At 74.8% G+C, this 18,599-nt stretch carries 4 protein-coding genes; all 4 read left to right on the top strand.

The window, feature by feature from the left end; all coding sequences use genetic code 11:
* The first annotated feature begins 52 nt into the window (after positions 1–52).
* The 4 genes from FS793_RS08125 (at position 53) to FS793_RS08110 (ending at position 18,597) form a co-directional block, all read left to right on the top strand.
* Positions 53–12,037: a hypothetical protein gene (locus tag FS793_RS08125; protein ID WP_144720006.1), complete on the top strand. Its 11,985-nt coding sequence runs from the start codon at positions 53–55 to the stop codon at positions 12,035–12,037.
* An 80-nt stretch (positions 12,038–12,117) separates the two neighbouring features.
* A complete protein-coding gene (locus FS793_RS08120) occupies positions 12,118–15,009 on the top strand; it encodes a hypothetical protein (protein ID WP_144720005.1) in 2,892 nt (963 codons plus the stop codon).
* Between the two features lie 10 nt (positions 15,010–15,019).
* The gene (locus FS793_RS08115) at positions 15,020–15,622 is read left to right on the top strand and encodes a hypothetical protein (protein WP_144720004.1); all 603 of its coding nucleotides are present in this window, start codon (positions 15,020–15,022) and stop codon (positions 15,620–15,622) included.
* Complete coding sequence (locus FS793_RS08110) at positions 15,607–18,597, top strand: AAA family ATPase (RefSeq protein WP_144720003.1); 2,991 nt, start codon at positions 15,607–15,609, stop codon at positions 18,595–18,597. Before FS793_RS08115 ends, FS793_RS08110 begins: the two co-directional genes overlap by 16 nt.
* Positions 18,598–18,599 lie beyond the last annotated feature (2 nt).

Below are 18,599 nucleotides of genomic sequence, written 5' to 3'. Positions count from 1 at the left end.
TCCGCGGACCCGACGGCATGCCCGCCCAGGGCTCGAGGGAGAGGAGGACGCGATGGCGCTCATGGTCAGCAACGAGGCCGCGAACCTCTTCCTCGTGCTCGCGGGCGAGCGCTTCCCGATGGCGAACGAGGACCAGCTGCGCGCGCTCGCGCAGGGCTGGGAGCTCGCGGCCCGCGAGCTGCACGACCTCGACGGCGACCTGCGTCGCGACCTCGCCGCGACGCAGCAGGGCTTCTCGGGCATGAGCGCCGACGCCTACGACCGGTACGTCGCGTCGCTCACGGAGGGCGACGCGCTGCGCGAGGTCGCGGAGTCGATGCTGTCGAGCTCGCAGTTCCTCGAGAAGCTCGCGCTCGACGTCGAGTACACGAAGTACACGCTGATCGGCGCGCTCATCGCCCTCATCGCCGAGATCGCGTGGGCGATCGCGATGGCCGTGCCGTCGTTCGGCGCCTCGATGGCCTGGCTCGCGGCGCGCAAGGCGATGTACACCATCCTGTTCCGCACGATCCTGCGCAAGCTGCTCGCCGAGGTCGCGAAGGGTGCGGCGTTCAACGTGCTGAGCGAGGTCGCGATCGACGCCGTCGCGCAGCTCGTGCAGATGGCCGAGGGCAACCGCACCGAGTGGGACGGCGACAAGACCTCCGGCGCCGCGGCGGGCGGCGGCCTCGCCGGCATGTTCGGCGCCGTCCCCATCCTCGGCGGCGCCGGGCTCGGCAAGGCCTTCGGCAAGGGCGCGGGCGACGGCATCGGCGACGGCATCGGATCGGGCGTCGGCAAGGGCGTCGGCGACGGCGCCGGCTCGGGTGCGGGCAAGGGCGCTGGCGACGGCGTGGACGTGCCGCCGCCCGGCAAGGGCGCTGGCGATGGCGTCGACGTGCCGCCGCCCGGCAGGGGCGCTGGCGATGGCGTCGACGTGCCGCCGACCGGCAAGGGCTCCGACGGCGACCTGCCGCCGACCACGAGCTCGGGCGGCGCGCCGAAGCCGCATGGCATCAAGGACACGGCGCAGGACATCGCCACCGACTTCGTCGGCGAGGCCTTCGTCGAGGTCATGACCGAGGGCACGTACAGCGCCATCCAGGGCGAGGGCTTCCAGGTGGGCGTGGGCGGCGTGCTCTCGGCGGCGTCGTCGAGCATCGGCACGGGCCTCGGCACCGCGGCCGGCTACCACGCCGGCACCGCGTTCGGCGGCCCGGGACCGTCGGAGAGCGGCTCGGGCGGCGGCGACGCCGGCACGCGCTCCGACCCGGTCGCCGGTCAGACGCCGATCACCGACGGCGGCGCAGGCTCGGCGCTCGGCGGGGGACCGGGTCTGGGCACGGGCGCCGGTCCGGGGCTCTCGACCGGAAGCGGTGGGGGATCCGGGAGCGGCCAGGGCTCCGGCAGCGGCTCGGGCGCACCGCAGGGACCGCGGGGCGCTCCGCAGCAGGGCGCGAGCGGCGAGCAGGGTGCCGGTGGCGAGCAGGATGCCGGCGGCCAGCGCGGCGCCGGTGGCCGGCAGGACGTCGGCGGCGGGGACTCGACGGACGGTCGGGGGCCGCTCGAGAGCAGCACGTCGAGCGCACCCGACCCGCTCGGTGGTCGCCAGGAGCCCGCTGGCCAGCAGGGCGAGGCCGTCGCCGACGCGACGCCGCCCGCCGCGCAGTCGCAGGGTGGCCCGACGACGAGCGCGCAGGACCAGGGGTCGTCGTCGGATCCGCAGCAGCAGGACGGCTCGACCGCCGACGTGCAGCATGACTCGGCTCCCGGATCGCAGCAGCAGGCACCCGAGACGCCGGGAGCCCAGCAGGGGCCGACGAGGCCGGACGGCCAGGGCACGGCTCCGCAGGGGGTGACCGGCGACCCGGCGAGCCTGCGGCCGGCAGGCCAGGGTTCGTCGGTCGCGCAGGGTTCGCCGGTGAACCAGGGCTCGACGGTGGAGCAGGGCTCGACGGTGGAGCAGGGCTCGACGCTGGACGCGGGTTCGACGGTGGGCCAGGACTCGACGGTCGGCCAAGACTCGGCGACCGACCAGGATGCGCCGACGCACGCCGACATGACGCAGTCCGACTCGACGCGGGCCGACTCGTCGCGGGCCGACTCGTCGCAGGCCGACTCGTCGCAGGCCGACTCGTCGCAGGCCGACACGACGCAGGCCGACACGACGCCGTCTGACTCGACGCAGACCCAGCAGTCACCGGCGTCCGCGCCCCAGACGACGACGCCCGGCAGCACGCCGCCGACCACCACCCCCGTGGCGGCCTCGACGCCGACGCCCGGCCAGGGCTCCGGCCCGACGCCTTCTGCCGACGTCGACGTCGACGCCACGACCGACGGGCCCGTCGCGCCCGACGCGAGCCCCGACGGCCAGACGCAGGATGCACGCGACCCGTCTGCGCAGGATCCGCACGCGGATGTCGACCAGCAGCCGCAGCGTGATGACGCGACGTCTCCCGAGGCCCAGACCGACGTCGTCGGTGACGACGACGCGGCGAGCATCGTCAACGACACGGACGACGACGCGGCGAGCATCGTCGGCGACACGGACGACGACGTCTCCAGCATCGTCAGCGACGCCGACAGCGGTGTGGACAGCGACGCCGACAGCGACGCGACGAGCATCACCACGGTCGATGCGGATGCGGATGCCGACGTCGCGCCGCGCGACGCCGCGCCCACCGCGCAGTCGCCGGCGTGGCAGGCCGCGTACGACCAGGCGGCGCCCAAGCAGCTGCGCACCGAGTCGTTCACCCCGGCACGCTCCGACGGGCCCGGCGTCGACATCCGCGGCGAGATCGCGATCGTCGACTACGTCTCGCGCGACCTCACGGTCGACGGCGCGCAGATCCGCCTGTTCGAGGTGCCCGTCGAGATCACCGCCGACGCCGACACGATGTCGGGCGACGACCTCCGCGCGGTGGTCGACGACGTGCAGGCCCACCTCGACGCGTTCGTCAACGACCGGTTCACGCTCGGCGACGGGCACGCGATGCAGGTGCGCATCGACCCGACGTTCGTGGCGAGCGACGCCCCGTCGAGCGACCGCGTGCGCGTGACGGTGCGACCCGAGGGCGAGGTCGATCAGCGCACGTGGTCGGCGGACCCGAAGGATGCGCCGCTGCTCGTGCACGAGGTGATGCACTTCGTCGGCGCGCGCGAGGGCTACCGCGGCGACCACCATCTGCTGCGCACGCCGAGGCGCGACGGCGTCATGGGCGACGGTGCGCGCGACCTCCCGCGCGTCGATGAAGCCGCGAAGGATGCGCCGCCGTACCTGACCGACGCCGACGTCGAGCACATCCACGCGACCTGGCGGGACGCGACCCCGCAGCGCGCCGACTTCGCGCCCACGCCGCACGGCGCGCTGCCGCCCTCGACGAGCCCCGCGCAGGCGCCGGGAGGCAAGCGCAAGCGGGATGGCGATGCATCGTCGTCGAAGCCGAAGCGCCAGCAGACCGCGCAGGGTGCCGCGTCGCCGTCACCGTCGCAGTCCCCGGCGACGATGCCCCCGCCGCCCGCACCGCCGCTGCCGTCGACGACGACCGCGCCCGCCGACCTCGAGAGGCGTCCCCTCGTCGCGGACCCTGCGCGCCTCGACCCCACGCCTCGGCCGAATCCCGACGGCACCGTGCCCTCGAGCATCTACCGCGCCCAGCGATCGGCGCGCCCCACCCAGCCCGACGTCGACGGCACCGGGCAGCCGAAGGCCTACCTGCCCGACGACAAGCTGCACCAGGTCCGCTACGGGGCGACGAAGGGACTCGACCCGAAGGACCTCGCGACGATCGGGAGCTTCCTGCGCGGCACCGGCGGCCCGCGACCCGCGCTGCCGCACGACCACCGCGTCGACCAGCTGCCCGACCAGGGCGACATCGTCGACGCAGCGGTCGCCGCGGGCGACGCGCTCACCAGCCAGGAGCAGCAGCGACTCGCCACCGGAAGCAACGACGGCGACGCGACGCGCAACCACATCATCGCCTCGGGCGCTGGGCAGAACGCCCTCAACCGGGCGATCCTCGCCGGGATCCACGGCCGTGGCGACGTCGAGCGGGCCGAGTCGGTGCTGGCCGACCCGCAGGCGGAGCCCGCTGATCGCGAGGCGGCACGCGTGCAGCGCGAGCAGGGCAACGCGACCATCGCGAGCGCCATCGGCAGGTTCCAGCAGTACCAGCGTGCGGTCACGCAGGAGCCGCGCGCATCCAGGCAGCAGCGCACCGACGAGCAGGTGCGCACCGACCGCGACGACGGGCTCGTGCAGCTGTCGCGGCTCGTCGAGGCTCCCGAGACGCGCGACGGCCGCTCCGCGGCGCTCGACACGCTCGACCCGTCGGCGCAGCCGAGCGCGAGCACGGGTCTGACGCGCGACGACGCGCTGCGCAGGCTGCGACGGATCGTCGGCCGGCGACTCACGTCGCAGGAGCGCGCGGTGGCCGCTCCGCACCTCGCCGCGTTGAGCGCGACGCCCTCGCCGAAGGCGCCGGCGACCGAGCAGCAGCGGGCCGTCGACGCGCTGCGCGATCTGCTCGCACCGGATCGCCGCACCGACTACGTGCAGGTCATCGCGCGCTCGATCGACTCGACCGGCAACGTGCGCGTGGGCGACAGGAGGCTCAACGGCGCGGTGAGCACCGGCTTCGATGCGGAGCTCGACATGCACGGCGAGCCGACGCCGCGCACGAGGCGGCTGTTCGAGGCGCACCTGGTCGCGAAGCCCGACCATGACGAGCAGATCTTCACCTCGGTGTCGGGCAGCGGCGACCGACTCAGCAGCAGCACCCAGGTGGGCCCGCCCCGGCACGTCGAGCCCACCGGGAACCCCGGCGACCACGTGCGGCCGTCGGCGGAGGCGGCGCGCACCTTCCATGAGCAGCAGGAGGTGGACCGCCAGCTCGCGGCGGACGGCGGGCAGCCCGATCGATTCGGCCCCGACGGCCGCGATCTCGACCAGCAGGGCGACTGGACGCGCACCCGCGAGGGCGAGGAGGCGCTCTTCGACGCCTCGGATGCGACGAGCGACGAGGACCTGTACGGGGTCTCCGATCGCGAGGACTCGCAGGATCGCGACGGCGCCCAGGGCCGCGACGGCACCCGCGACCACGAGGCGCTGCCCTTCCGCGGCCGCGGCGAGGATCGCGGCGCGTCCGACATCCCCGAGGCCCCGCCGCTGCCCCGACCGGCGCCCCCGCGCACGCCCGAGACCGATGCCGCACCGCCGATCGAGCGCCGGCCGACGCCGCCGCGGCGCGGACCGGACCCGAGCATCCCCGTGCGAGACGACGAGGGCTGGCGGCACGCGAGCGACCCCACGGCGCCGTGGTCGGAGCCGACGGCGACGCCCATCGCCGAGGCCGACTGGCGTCCGCGGCTCACGTCCGCGCCGGCGCGCACCGTCGACGTCACGGTCGCCGACGTGCGCACCGACAGCACCACGGGACGCCTGCGCAGGTTCGAGGGGTTCATCCAGTACGACCGGGCTCGCGTCGTCGTGCCCGACGGTCGCGCCGTGCAGGTGTACACCGTGCGCATGCACCTCGCCCCCGGCGACGGCGTGAGCGCCGCCGACGTGACCGCGACGCGCGATCGGGCGCGCTCGAGCGTCGACGCGATCGTCAACCAGGGCTACCGGCTGCCGAGCGGCGACCAGCTGCACCTCGACGTGCAGTTCGTCGACGACGCGTCGACCGCGCACACGACGATCGACGTCGTCGCACCCGTCGACCAGATCGGCGACACCGGTCGTGGGCCCGACGGCCAGCGCCCCACCTCGACCGACCAGCGCCACTGGCGCACCGACGAGGCCGGGCAGGTGCTGACGCACGAGCTGCTGCACTCGCTGGGCCTCGCCGATGAGTCGGTCGACTCCCGCCGCGTCTTCCAGCGCGACGCCGACAGCACCGCCGTGCACCACGACGACGGCATCATGGGCGACGCCGTGCATCGCGAGGGCGCGATGCTCTACCCGCGCAACCTCTGGATGATCGAGCGCATCGCCGATGGCGAGCACCAGCTGCCCGAGCACTCCTACCCGGCGAACGACCTGCTGCAGGGCCAGCCGTTGCCGCTCTCGTCGATCCGCAATCCCGACGCCATGCACGCGCAGGTCGCGAACCATCTCGGCGTCGCGCCCGACCGCGTGCGCGACGCGTTGGGGCTCACCGACAGGTCGACGGATGCGCAGGTCGCCGAGGCATGGCGCGGCGTGCTCGACGCCGGGTCGATCACGGTCGACGGCCACACGGCCACCGTGCGCACGGCCGACGTGCAGATGCCGGCCGTGACGCCGGTCGCGGCCGAGACGCCGAAGCCGTCGACCGATGCCACGACCTCGACCGACGACGCCGACGACGCCGACGACGCCGACGGCGCCGACGCGACGGCCGACGGCGACGGCAAGCCCGAGCCTGCGCCCAAGGTCCAGGAGGCCACCGACGCCTTCAGCCGCACGCAGGACGTCGAGCGCTCCGACAAGACGTCGGTGAGCAACTCCGCGAAGGCCGAGCTGCAGCTCACGGTCGCCATGGGTCCGACGCCCGGCTTCCCCGCCGCGACCTTCGGCATGGGTGCGACGACGGGCGCCGATCTCGGGCTCAAGTCGACGCTGCGCGACACGGCGGCACCCAAGACGGGGCTGACGCCGGCCCACGCCGACGTGACGCTCGACCTCACGACCGACGGGCGCACGACGCAGGTCGATGTCGACGCCCGCCTGACGATGCCCGAGGTCTCCCACGCGTCCGCCACCGCCCCGAGGCAGGATGGTCGCGTCCCCGGCGAGGCGTCGACGTGGCAGAACGCCGACCTGCGCGGCATCGAGCCGCGCCGCGTCACGACCCTCGCCGACGGCACGGTGCGGCCCCGTTCGCAGCGCGACGTCGACGCGCTCACGGGCATCCTCACCGCCTCCGGCGACGCGAAGGCACGCGGCGACCGGTCGACGTTCTCGGTGACCGACGACGCTCCACGCACGGCGTACCTCGGCGTCGCCGACGGGGGCAGCAAGACGACGCGGGGCACGGCCTTCTCCTCGGGTTGGTCGAAGGGCGTCGACCTCAGCGCCACTGCGGGCGCGCGTGGTCGCCTGCGCAGCTTCCTGCGCATCGGTGGTGGCCTCACCGTCACGTCGAGCGGCCAGATCGGCGGCTCGAAGGAGACCAAGCACTCGTCGGCACGCAGCAACGACGACAAGGTCGCGATCTACTCCCTGCGCCGCACGGTGCAGGTGCAGCCGCGCTTCGGCCTCGGGTCGCCGCGGTCGGTCGAGGTGCAGACGACGTTCTCGGTGCCGATCGCCGACGCCGCCGCGCGAGGCCTCTGGCTGCCTGCACCCGTGCGGCCCGAGGGCATGACGATGCACCAGGGGCCCTTCCGCCCGGAGTCGACCTTCGACCCGTCGCGCGACTCGTTCGTGTCGGTGCCGCCCGACCTCGCCGACCGCATCGGCGACGGGCTCGAGCTCTCGGACAAGGGCAAGGAGGCCATCGCCAGGACGTTCGCCGACGACGCCAAGGCCAAGGCGTCGATGCAGGACGCGGCGACCGACGGCACGACGGCCGTGTGGCACGAGGGCGGTCGTACGCACCGGGTGACGATCACCGCCGAGGTCACGCTCGGCGACCCGGGCACGACGGCGGACTCGCGCACGTCGAAGCACGAGGAGTCGGTGTCGAGCAAGCGCGAGATCACGATGGACTCCAAGGCGACGCAGGGCTTCACCGTCGGGTCGCAGGCCATCGCGTCGTTCGCGTCGACCACCTCGCAGGCCGCGGCCGCGTCGCCGGCGGCGGAGAAGAACTGGGGCAACGCGATCCTGCAGCTCTCGGGCGGGCATCAGCGGACGGCGAAGAACGCCGCGCAGCACACGATCAAGGACACGCGCGCCGCATCGAGCATCGGTCCGGCTGGCTACCACCCGACGAGGACGACGCTCAAGGTCGTGCACGAGTCGACGAAGGATCCGAACTTCCTGCAGCGCGGCCTCGCGGGCGGCAGGCTGCTGGGCAGCGGCCCGACCGCCGACCGGCACAGCGTCGTGCGACCCGACCTCGGCCAGTCGATCGAGATCGACGGCGTCGCCGTACGCAGGCCGCAGCTCGACGGCACGACGCCCGGCGCGACGAGTCCGCGCACGTTCGTCGGCGACGTGGGCGACCCGAGCTTCCAGGAGATCGACGCCGCCGACCTGGGGGCCTACGCGAAGGTCGAGCGCGTCAGCGGCCACGACGCGCACGCGAGCCTGCTCGAGGCCTCGCTGTCGAAGCGCGCCGACCTCACGAGCGGCACCGGCACCCCGCACCGCAGCCCGCTGGGCAGCGGCAACTTCTCGAGCTGGGGATCGCGCGCCTTCGACCCCGTCGCGGGCCCGACGATCACGCGCTCGCCGTTCACGAAGCCCGGCGAGGTGACGGCTGCGACCGTGCAGGGACTCGGCTCCGACGCCGGTCTGCGCACGATCGCGAACGAGGGCCTCGGCGACCGCGGCGTCACGACCGGCGACATGGTGCTGCCCGGCAAGATCCGCGACCTGCACGGCTCGGTCGAGGTGAAGCAGCGGCTCGGCAACCCGTCGTTCGTCACGACGCGCGACCATCGCACGCTCATGCGCGGCTCGGCCGACGATCGCGCGGTCGGCACGTCGAAGGAGTGGAGCCTGAACGGCGGCCTCGACGGCATCGTGCGCGCCACGGCACCCGGCGGCAAGGACAACTTCCTCGCCCAGATCGGCGCGAAGCTCGGCTACACCCACGGCCGCTCGAAGGAGGCGGAGCGCTCGGCGGGCATCGCGAGCGAGCGGTCGAAGGTCGGCGAGACCGCCGTGCTGCGGTTCGACGCCGAGCGCAGCTACAAGCCCTCGCTCGAGCTGCGCCGCTGGCGGTGGCGCAGCGGCTTCGCCAACCCGTCGTACACGCGCTTCGAGCCCGCGTCGGTCGACGTGGAGCTGCCCGTGCGCGAGGCTGCCGCGCTGCTGCAGAAGCACGGCATCGACCTGCCGCGCGAGCTCGTGGCGCACGCGCCGGCGCCGGCGGCGACCACCGACCCCACGACGACGAACGACTCGACCGTCGTCGCCGACCCGCCCGTCGTGACGCCCGCGGGCATCGAGCTCGGCTCGCTGCCGCCGCGCGATCCTGCGCACCCTCCTGCCGATCCCGCGAATCCGCCCGCCGACCCGCTCGCGCCCTTCCGCGACGACTCCGACGCCGTCGTGGCCGACAGCCGGATCACGAAGGAGGCGCTCGCGCGCATGGAGCGCAGCTGGCGCCCCGTCGGCATCGACGAGCGCACGCGCCAGCAGATCCTCGGCGAGGTGCGTCGCGTGCTCACCCAGAGCTCCGGCTCGGGCTTCGTGCGCGACGCGATGGTCGGCCCGAACCGCATCACCGTGCCGCTGCCTGCTGGCCCGTTCACGCAGCGCACCGTCACGATCGAGCTCGACGTCTCGCACCGCCCCGACGCCGCCGACCCCGCGACGAGGAGGGATCTGAAGGGCGAGACGCTCTCGACCGAGCGCTCGGGCGGCTCGACCCGCAAGCGGAATCGCTTCCACCTCGTCAACTTCGGGCTCGACGGCCGACTCGGGTTCTTCACGCGGCCGGACGAGGTCGCCGACCTGCCCGGCGGCGAGGCCTCGACGCAGCAGGACTGGACGGTCTTCAACCGTCGGTGGGACAGGAGCGTCTCGGGTCCCGAGTCGCCGAAGCTCGCCACGACGGCCGAGCACGAGTCGCTCGAGCAGCACCACGTGCCCGTGACCTACGACGTGACGCTGCAGCTGCACGAGCACGTCGGCGGTGCGCTCGACTCGCTGCTGCCCCGCGCCATCACGAAGGGCTCGCACACGCCGCTCGCACCGATCTCGGTCGGCGGCACGGTCGACATCCTCGAGCCCACCGACTCGCCGGACTCGCTCGACGCCCCGCCCGCTCCCGCCCCCGCCGCGCAGCAGCATCAGCTGCCCGCGGTCGGCGCCTGGCGACCGGTGCGCTGGGACCACGCGAGCGTCGACGACGTGCGCGCCACGGTGCAGGAATCGCTCGACGCGAAGGGCGGCGACGTGCGTCCCGGCGACGTCTACGACGAGGCGCTGCGCACCGCGATGTCGAACCCCATGCTGTTCAACGCGATCCCCAGGATCGTCTCGGGCGAGACGTTCAGCGTCGACGAGCTCATCGCGCGCCGCGGTGCCTTCCGCGACCTTCGCTCCGACCTGTCGATCTCCGGCGGCCTCGTCGAGCCGTCGATCCGCCCAGGCTCGAAGGCGCCATCGACGACGCTGCAGCACACCGTCGACCTCGGCGTCGGGCTCGCGGAGGCGAAGAAGCGGGCAGACGATGCCGGCATGTCGCTGCCGTTCGGTCTGTCGGGCATGACGGACGCCGGCATGGTCGCGGGCGTGCTCGCGCCCTCGTTCAAGAGCTCGTCGAGCCGTGCCGACGAGCAGGGCACCGACGTGAAGACGTCGGAGAAGATCACGCACAAGGGCCGCTCGTTCATCGTCGACGCCCACCTGCGGCTGCGCATCACGGCCGGCACCTCGACGATCGTGAGCAGCGGCGGGCCGCGGCAGCCGGGCGAGGTCGACGTGCCTGTCGTGCTCCAGGTGTGGGAGCAGCAGCTCGGGGCGCTCGGGCTCGCGGTGCCCGCCGACACCGACGGCGACGCGGCGCGTGCCGACGAGGCCGCGCGCGAGCGCGACGAGGCCGCGGCCCGCGAGGAGGCGGCGCGCGCCGAGCGCGACGCGGCAGCGCAGCGCGCCCGCGACGCCGAGCGGCGGGAGGCCGAGGAGCGGCTGGCTCGGCACCGCCGCGAGGAGGAGCAGCGCACGGAGCGCGAGGAGGCCGAGCGGCGAGAGCGAGTGCGGGAGGAGGCGGAGCGCCGCGAGCAGGAGCGCCTGGACGCGGAGCGCCGGGAGTGGGAGCGCCAGGACGCGGAGCGCGCGGAGGCCGAGCGGCGCGAGGTCGAGCGTCAGGAGCGCGAGCATCGAGACGAGCGCGAGCGACGCGCGGCTGCTGCCGATCGCCGCGAGCGGGAGCGACGCCGGGAGGCCGAGCAGCAGGACGCCGACGACAGGCAGCGCGAGGAGCAGCGTCAGGAGGAGCGCGATCGCCGCGCCGAGGCCATCGAGCGGGGGGAGCAGCAGGACGAGCGTCGTCGCCGCGCCGAGGCTGCGGAGCAGCGTCGTGACCAGCAACGCGAGGCCGCGGAGCGCGAGGCCGCGGAGCGCGATCGCAGGGAGCGGGCCGACGAGCGCGCCGATGTCGCCGAGCGCCGCCGTGCGCAGGAGCGCGAGGCTCGCGAGGCTCACGAGGACGAGACGATCGCGACGCCGGTCGACGAGCGCCCCGCGCCGAGCGACGAGGGCGGTCGCGGCACCGAGATCGACGACGGCTACGAGGCCGACGACGACGCCGACCGCATGGTCGACGACGAGCTCGCGTCGGTCGCCGACGACGAGGCGTCGACCGCGACCACGCCGCGGCCGACGACGTCCGCGCCTCCCGTCGAGACCACCGACGGCGACGCAGCGTCGGACGACGAGACCGCGGACGCGTTCCTCACGGCCTCGGAGGGCGAGGACGAGGCGGACGACGCCGCCGTCGATGCCGCCGAGACGGAGTCGACCTCCGAGTACGAGACCGCCGCGGAATACCTCACGGCCTCGGAGGGCGAGGACGACGAGCCGCAGGCCCGACCCGCGCCGCCGCGACCGCGAGACGTGCCGCCGGTGCGATCCGAGCCGCTGCCGCCGGTCGCGCCCGTGCCCGCGCAGCCCGCGCCCGAGGCATCCGATCCGGCCGACGCATCCGACGCATCCGGAGCCCAGTCGGTGCACGACGACGCGGCGACGCACGCGCCCCGTGCAGGCGACGGCGACGGCCCGACGCCCGAGCAGCCGCGGGACGACACCTGGATCCCCGACGCGCCCACGGCCGGCTACGTGCCCGAGGAGGAGGACGAGCTCGAGGACCGCATCGTGCTGCCCGACGGCACGCTCACCGGCGACGGCTCGACCTTCGACGCGCAGGCCTTCTTCGACGACGCGCTCAGCCGCTCCTGAGGACGCACGGGGGACGCGCCGCACGGCGGTGAACCACCACCTGCCCCGGGCGCGTGATCGTGCTGAGGGAAGGAAGTGCCGTGACGTCGATCACCGTGCAGCGGACCGGCTTCGGGATCGTCGTCGCCGAGAGCGACGACGCGGAGGCCACGGCGATCCTCGAGGGACTGCCGCCGTTGCGCGCCGCCCGCTACCTCACGGCGACGCCCGCGCTGCGCGATGCGCTGCGCAGCGCCGACGCCGAGGTCGTCGACGCCGTGCTGCCGCACCTCGACGGCGCGGTCGTGGTGCCCGAGGCGGGTCTCGCCAAGCCCGGGGACGACGGCGAGGCCGAGAGCACGCGTCTCGCGCAGGCGCTCGGCGTCTCGGTCGTCGCACCCGAGGGGCGCATCGTGCGCTGCGAGGGCACGCTCTTCTCGGTCGGCGGCGGCGACGGCTGGATCGCGCAGAGCCCCCTGGGTGCTCGTGTGCGCGCCGGGCGACGCTATCCTGCGCCCGCCTGGCAGTCGCAGCTGCCCGAGTCGCTGCGCGGGGCCGCCCACATCCCCGCCGGCGTGTGGATCACGGCGGGCACCGAGCCGAGGCATGCCATGCGGCTCGCCGGCATCGCCGTGCGCGAGCGGCAGCTGCTCGTCGTCGCGGGCAGCCCGTCCGAGCCCGCGCCCTCCGAGGATCGACTGCTCGCGATGCTGCGATCCCTGCCGATGGAGACGCGATCGGCCGTCGTGCTCGCGGGCTTCGGTGTCGGCAGCCTGCCGCTCGAGACCGTGCGATCGCTCGCGGCCGCCCTCGACCAGCCGCTGCGCGTCGCGCACGGCGTCGAGATCGACGGTGCATCCGTGCGGATCGACGGTGACGAGCATGCCCCGCCGACGACGCTCGCGCTCGAGAGCGTGTGCGCTCCCGATGGCACGGTGACGCTCGAGCGGTGGGCGCCTCCGTCCGGGCTCGTCGCCACGAACGCCGTCGAGTACCGCCTCGGCGAGACCCCCACGACTCGGCGCCGTGCAGGCGATCGCTGGGTCGTGCACGTCGTGGCTGCGGGCATCGTCGTCCGGCCCGCCGGCCAGCCGCTCGTGGACGAGGCGGAGCTCGAGGCGCCGGTGGGATCGCTCGGCATCTTCGTGCAGTGCGACGGGGCGCAGCAGCCCGCGGCGCTGCCCGCGCTCCTCGCGCCGCTGCGCGAGGGGCTCGCCCAGCGCAGCGCAGTGACGATCCATCCCCTCGACGGCGCGGCACGGCGCGTGGTGCGCGACGCGTACCCGGGCGCCTGGGCACCGACGGAGTCGCTCGCGATCACGGCCGACGGGCGCATCGTCGCCGCCGCGGCCGACGCGAGCGGGGACACCGACGTCGCCGCGGACGACCTCGACCACCGGCACGCCGCCTCGGAGGCGGCGCCCCGGAACGCCGCCGAGCCCGCCCTCGACGAGGCGACGCTCGAGGCCGAGCGCCACGGCACCGACGGCGAGGTCGAGCAGGCGCACGTCGAGCGTCTCGAGGTCTCGCCCGCCGCCATCGAGACTGCCGCCGCGCAGCCGGAGCGCACGCGTGCGCAGCGACGCGGCGACGTCGCCGGGCAGCGCGCCGCCGGGCAGCGCGCCGCCCTGCGCGAGTCGACGGATGCGGCGACCGCGGCCCGCGACGCAACGACGGTCGACGCGGTGATCGGCGGCGTCGCCGCCGCCTCCGCGCCTGAGGAGAGCGCAGGAGCAGCCCAGCGCCGCGCCCGCGACGCGCAGGTCACGAACGTGCCGAGCGCCGACTCGGCAGCGGCGGCCTGGTACGCGGCCGCCGTGCGTCGGCCGACCCCCACCGACGCGGTGGACCGGGTCGCACAGCCTGCCGACGCGCAGCCCGCGCCGAAGCCCGCGCCCGCATCGACCCTCGCACCTGAGCCCGCGGCGCCGACGGTGCCGCAGACGCGATCGGCCGCGCAGGCGGAGGCCGAGGCTCCGAGCACCGCCGCGGCGACCGCCGACGGTGCCGCGACGCCGGGGCGCGCCTCGGCAGCGACAGCGAGCGACGCCCTCGCGCGAGCGCTGCAGGGCTCGGCCTCCACGCGACTGCTCGGTGCCGGCACGCGCGCGGCGACCGCAGCCCCGCGATCGGCCTCCGTCCCCGAGCCCGACGCGCAGCCCGAGCCCGCAGCCGAGCGGGCCGCAGGCGCCCTCCAGACGGCGGCGGCCCCCGCACCGGCAGCGGCCGAGGCGCCCCCCGTCGCCGAGCCGTCGGGCGCCGTGGCAGCTGCCGACGCTCCCGAGTCGCCGCGCACCGAGGAGGCGACGGCGGCGCGCGCCGCCGAGCCGCCCCGCAGCGCGCCCGCGATCGACGTGCCGCTCGGCGTCCGCTCCACCGCAGACCAGCGCCATCGCGTGCGCACGGCGCTCGGCCCCCGCTACGACGTCGCGAGCCGCACCGTCTCGCAGCTGCTCGCGCAGCAGCCCGGCATGCGCGTCGCGAGCGACCGCTCCGCCATGCTCACGGGCCTCTCGCTCGTGCGCGTCTTCGCGACCGAGCCGCAGGCCGAGTACGACCTCGACTTCCACACGTGCCTCGCCGAGGGGCTCGCGATGCTGCCGACAGCCCGCTCCGTCGTGGTGCGCGGCATCCCCGCAGGGCTCGACGCCGCGCCGGGCTCGCTGCTGCGACTGCGCACGCCCCTCGTGGCAGCCGCGGCCGACGGACCTGCGGCGGGACCGGCGGAGGCGCTCATCTGGACGACGAGCGGACGGCGGCTCGACCGCGTGCTGCACGGCAGCCCCGGCGCCGACGACGTCGTGCTGCCGGCTGGCGCGCGTCTCCGCGTGCTCGGCACCGCCGAGGGTCCGGCGCCGCGGCTGCTGCTCGCCGAGGAGAGCGCCGATCCCGAGCAGGCCCTCGCGCGACTGCACGCCGCAGCCGCGACCCGCGGCGAGATCGGCGCCCACGCCGAGGATCGCTGGTTCGGCGACCTTCCCCTGGCGGCCTGAGGTGGATCGCATGACGTCAGAGCTCCCCGCACCCCAGCAGCACGACGAGTCCTCGTCGCCACCGGTCGAGCACGAGCCTGACGCCGCCACGACCGCCGCGGCACCCGAGTCGCCCACCCCCTCCGTCGAGCCGTACGGGACCGCGCGCGGCGCGCAGCGCATCCGCGCCCTGCTGCGCGACGTCGCCGCCCGGCTCTCGACGCGACGTCGGGTGCCGCCGCCGCGCGTCGCGCGCGTGTTCGACGGCCAGCGCGACGGCACGCCCTGGTTCGCCGCGGACCACCCCGTGATCGTCGACCAGCACGAGCGCGACGCGCTGCTCGTGCTGCTGCGGTCGGGCTCGATCGTCGTGCGCGCCTCGCAGCCGCTGCGCGACGACCTCGGCGACGTCGATGCCGCCGTGCCCGCCGACCTGCGCTCCGACGGCGCATGGATCTGGAGCGACGCCGTCGCCTACTACCTCGAGCACCACTGGATCGCGCCCGACCCCGAGCTCGTCGCCCACCTGCGGGCTGCGGGGCCGGCCGCACCGATCGACGCGGAGACCTGGCGGCGGCTGTCGGCAGCCATCCGCCCCGACGCCTGGGAGGGCACGACATGGCCACTCGACTGATCGCCCCCGAGCGCGCGGTGCTCACGGTCGCCGCCGACAACCCCGACTGCCACCAGTCCATCGCCTCGGCCCTCGCCGCCGCGAACGACGGCGACGTCATCTCCATCCGCCCCGGCATCTACCGGGAGTCGCTGACGGTCGACCGTGCCGTCTCGCTCTCGGGCGTCGGGGACGCCGGCGAGGTGCGCATCGAGAGCGCCACGGGAGCCGCGATCCGCAGCGCAGCCGTCGAGGTGCGCGTCTCGGGCGTGACGATCGCCCGCGACGGTGGCGACGTGGCCGTCGACGTGGAGTCGGGGGCGCTGTCGCTCGACGACTGCACCGTCGAGGCGTCCACCGAGGTCGCGCTCGTCGTGCGTGCCGAGGCGCAGCTGTCGATGCACGACACGAACGTCCTCAACGACGCAGGCGCGGGCGTGCTCGTGTACGAGGGTGGCAGGACCGAGATCGTCGGCGGACGCCTGCACGACATCGCCACGACGGCGCTCGTCGTGCGCGGTCCGAGCTCCGCCCACCTCACCGACTCGGCCATCGACGCCGTGCAGGGCGGCCTGCTCGTCGCCGACGGCGGCCAGCTCACGCTCGTGCGCGGCACGATCGGCTCGGTCGAGAACGCCGCCATCACGGTCGAGGGCGGTGCGAGCCTCGATGCCTCGGGCACCCTGATCGCCGACGGCGACGGCATCGGGGTGCTCGTCACGACCGGTGCATCCGCCACCCTGCGCGACGTCGCGATGCAGCGGCTCGGCGGCCAGGGCATCGTCGGCATGGCCGACGCGGTCGTCGAGCTCGCGCGCGTGCGCATCGACGACGGTGCGACGCACGCGCTGCACCTCATCGAGCGCGCGCGGCTCACGGCCGAGGCATGCGAGCTGCGCGGCGCGGGCCACGACGCGATCGTCGTCGCCGGCACGGCGTCGCTCACGCTGCTCGACTCGACGATCGAGCGGCCCGCGGGCGCGGGCGTCACCGCATCCGACGACGCGACGGCGGCGCTCACGAACGTGCGGGTCGTCGATGCCGACGCCGAGGGGGCCGTCGCCCGCGACGCGGCACGGCTCGCGGTCGACGGCGGCTCCGTGCGCGGCTCGAGCGTCGGCGTCGCCTGGCAGGACTCGGCCACGGGTGCGCTGCGACGCACGCGCATGGTCGACGTCGGCGACGAGGTGCGCATCGGTCCCGACGCGGAGGTCGAGGTCGAGCAGCCGCAGGATGCCGTCGACGACGACGCGCAGGACGGCGCACCCGCGCTCCCGCGCGGCGTCGAGACGGCCGGCGCCCCTCCCGAGCGCCCAGGGCAGGACGAGCTCGATCGCCTGCTCGCCGAGCTCGACGAGCTCGTCGGCCTCGACAGCGTCAAGCGCCAGGTCGAGACGCTCGTGCGCATGCACCAGATGGCCGAGCGCCGCGCCGAGGCGGGGCTGCCGTCGCCGCCCGTCTCGCGGCACCTCGTGTTCGCCGGGTCGCCCGGCACCGGCAAGACGACCGTCGCCCGCCTCTACGGCCGCATCCTCGCCGCCCTCGGCGTCGTGCGCACCGGCCAGCTCGTCGAGGTCGCGCGGCCCGACCTCGTCGCCGCGGTCATCGGCGGCACCGCCATCAAGACCTCCGAGCAGTTCGGCAAGGCCCTCGGCGGCGTGCTGTTCATCGACGAGGCGTACGCCCTGTCGAAGGACGGCGGGTCGAGCAACGACTTCGGTGGCGAGGCGATCGACACGCTCGTGAAGCTCATGGAGGACCACCGCGACGACGTCGTCGTCATCGTCGCCGGCTACACGAACGACATGCGCACGTTCATGGCCGCGAACCCCGGCCTGTCGTCGCGCTTCTCGCGCACGATCGAGTTCACCGACTACTCGTCGGCCGAGATGGTGACGATCGTCGAGAACCTCTGCCGCGGCAACCACTACAGCCTCGAGTTCGAGACGCGCGCGGCGCTGCACGACTACTTCACGAAGCTGCCGCGCGACGAGACGTTCGGCAACGGCCGCACGGCGCGCAAGGTCTTCGAGGAGATGCTCGGCAGGCAGGCGTATCGGCTCGGCAACGCCGCCGAGGTGGACTCGCTCACGCTCACGCGGCTCGTGCCCGACGACCTCGGCCCGCTGCCCGGCTCGTCGATCGGCGCCGGCGTCGGCCGCGTCGACGAGGAGCGGGTGGAGCAGCTGCTCGGCACGCTGCGCGAGCTCGTGGGCCTCGACGACGTGAAGGAGGAGGTGCAGGGCATGGTCGACCTGCTCACCTCCGCACGCCGCAGGCAGGCGGCGGGCCTGCCCGCGCCGTCGCTCAGCAGGCACCTGATCTTCGCCGGCCCTCCCGGCACCGGCAAGACGACCGTCGCGCGCCTCTACGGCTCGCTGCTCACGGCACTCGGCGTGCTCGCACAGGGCCAGGTCACCGAGGTGTCGCGCGCCGACCTCGTGGGCGAGTACGTGGGCCACACGGCCAGGCGCACGACCGAGGCGTTCGACCGCGCCCGCGGCGGCGTGCTGTTCATCGACGAGGCGTACACGCTCGCCTCGGGCGGCGGCAACGGTGCCGACTTCGGCAAGGAGTCGGTCGACACGCTCGTGAAGCTCATGGAGGACCACCGCGACGAGGTCGTCGTGATCGCGGCGGGCTACGAGCGCGAGATGGATCAGTTCCTCGCCACGAACCCGGGGCTCGACTCGCGCTTCTCGCACCGGGTGCGGTTCGCGAACTACACGCCCGACGAGCTCGTGACGATCGTCAACCAGCACGCGACGGGCTCGGGCTACGAGTGCACGGGCTCGACGGTCGCGGCGCTGCGCGGCCACTTCGCGTCGGTCGACCGCACGGCGTCGTTCGGCAACGGCCGCTACGCGCGCCAGGTCATGGATGCTGCGATCGCGAACCACGCGCGCCGCACGCGCACCATCGAGGACCCGACGATGGACGACCTCGTGCTGCTGCTGCCCGAGGACGTGCCGGCACCCGAGGCGATCGGCGCCTGACG

This window comes from Agrococcus jejuensis (genome assembly GCF_007679035.1).
GTDB lineage: Bacteria > Actinomycetota > Actinomycetes > Actinomycetales > Microbacteriaceae > Agrococcus > Agrococcus jejuensis_A.
The sequence above is the reverse complement of the archived record's forward strand: the minus strand, read 5'-3'. Positions and strand labels throughout refer to the sequence as shown.

Coding starts and splice junctions, on each gene's coding strand:
- FS793_RS08125 (WP_144720006.1), top strand. CDS start 53: ATGGCGCTCATGGTCAGCAACGAGGCCGCGAACCTCTTCCTCGTGCTC.
- FS793_RS08110 (WP_144720003.1), top strand. CDS start 15,607: ATGGCCACTCGACTGATCGCCCCCGAGCGCGCGGTGCTCACGGTCGCC.
- FS793_RS08115 (WP_144720004.1), top strand. CDS start 15,020: ATGACGTCAGAGCTCCCCGCACCCCAGCAGCACGACGAGTCCTCGTCG.